Origin of the sequence: Streptosporangium sp. DT93 (assembly GCF_049844535.1) — a bacterium.
Classification (GTDB): Bacteria; Actinomycetota; Actinomycetes; order Streptosporangiales; family Streptosporangiaceae; genus Streptosporangium.
Genome location: NZ_JBNCLF010000049.1, coordinates 1 through 1934, shown reverse-complemented (window position 1 = coordinate 1934; position 1934 = coordinate 1). Strand labels below are relative to the sequence as shown.

The window sequence follows — 1934 nt, the reverse complement described above, 5'->3', positions numbered from 1 at the left end:
CCGAGCCTGCGCTGCAGCGCCGACAGCGGGTAGCGCCGGTGCGGCAGCAGCTCACGCTCGGCCTCGAACACCGCCCGCGCCAGGTCACGCCAGCTCCCCTCGGACAGGCGCAGCCGGAAGGGCACCGTGTTCAGGAACAGGCCGCGCACCTCCGCGCCGTCGGCCTCCTCCAGCCGCCCGTTGGACGTCAGCCCCACCAGCACGTCGGAATTCCCGGTGACCAGGCTCATCACCCGCAGGTGCGCCGCCAGCACCACCGTCTTGAACGGCACCCCCCAGCTCCTGGCCAGGTTCTGCAGCTCCTCGGAGAGACCCTCGGGCAGCGGCGTCCGAACCGATCCGTACCCCTCCGCCTCGTTGTGCTCGCGCCGTTCACCCGGTACGGCCCGCCCCACAGGAAGGGCCGGACGGCCGGACGGCCATCGGGGCAGCCGCGAGTCCGGCGGATCCGCCACGCGCTCCAGCCAGAAGTCCACGCTGTCCGAAGACCCGAGCGTCGCGCGCTCGGCCGCGACGAAGTCACCGTACGCGGACCGTAGCGGCTCCACGGCCGGCTCCTCGCCCGCCGACAGCGCGCGGTACAGATCGCTGATCTCGGTCAGCGTGGAGGCCAGGCTCCAGCCGTCGAGGATGGCGTGGTGCTCGGTCACCGTCCACTGGAAGGTCTCGTCGTCCAGGACATGGACGGCCGTCCGGAACAGCGGGGCGGCGGAGACGTCGAAGACGTCGCGCCGCTGCTCGCGGACGTACTGCTCCAGTGCCGCGTGCTGCCGCCCGGGGTCGGTGCCGCGCAGGTCCGCGACCGTGAGCGGGACGTCGGCGGTGGCGTGGACGAGCTGCACCGGCTCGCCGAAACCGCTCAGGTCGAAGGAGGTACGCAGGATCGGGTGCCGTTCCACGACACGGGCCACCGCACTTCGGAAGGCCGTCTCGTCGAAGGAACCGGTGATGCGCAGGCTGTGGACGTTGTGGTAGGGACGCCGGTCGGGGTCGAGCTCCATCTCGTAGACCATGCCGACCTGGAGCTCGGCCATCGGGTAGGCGTCGGCCAGGCCCTCGGGGAGCCGTTCGCGGTCCTCGGGCGACAGCAGCGAGAACGGCTCGCGCACCGGTTCTCCGGCCGCGCCGGTCGTGGGCCGTATCGCCCCGGCCAGCTCGGCGAGCGTCGGACCGTGGAACAGATCCTGGAGGGCGAACCCCAGTCCGGCGTCGCGGGCCTGGCCGAGGACCTGGATGCTGCGGATCGAGTCGCCGCCCAGGTCGAAGAAACTGTCGTGGCGGCCCACCCGGTCCACGCCCAGGATCCGGCGCCAGATCCCGGCCAGGGACTCCTCAAGCCCGGCCAGGGGAGCGACGAACTCCTGTACGAGCTCAGGACGCTCGGCTGAGGGCGCCGGCAGGGCCCGGCGGTCCACCTTTCCCCGTGATGTCAGGGGGAGCGCGTCCACGACGGCGAACCAGCGCGGCACCATGTAGCGCGGCAGCCGCTCCGACAGCCACGCCCGCAGCTCCCCGGCAGGGGCGCCGTCACCGCCGGGCACGACATAGGCGGCGAGGTCGGTACGCCCGTCGGTGTCGTGGTGGGGATTGACCACCGCTTCCAGGACCGACGGGTGGGTCTGGAGAACGGCCTCGATTTCGCCGAGTTCGACGCGGTAGCCGCGGATCTTGACCATGTGGTCGACGCGGCCGTGGAATTCGATGTGTCCGTCGGGGGACCAGGCGCCACGGTCTCCGGTGCGATACAGCCGCTTTCCCGGGTGGGTGGGATGCGGTTGGAAGCGTTCGGCGGTCAGGGCGGGGTTGTTCAGATAACCGCGTGACAGGCAGGGGCCGGAGACGTACAGCTCCCCGGGCGTGCCGATGGGAACGGGGCGGCCGGTGTCGTCGAGGACCCACACCTGGGTGTTGACCAGCGGCTTGCCCAACGGCAG

General features: G+C 71.6%; 1 protein-coding gene. It reads right to left on the bottom strand.

Annotation, left to right across the window (positions count from 1 at the left end; translation table 11 throughout):
* Nucleotides 1–1934: condensation domain-containing protein (locus ACLQ2R_RS39395; protein WP_425966529.1), on the bottom strand; the 1934-nt coding region annotated here is incomplete at both ends.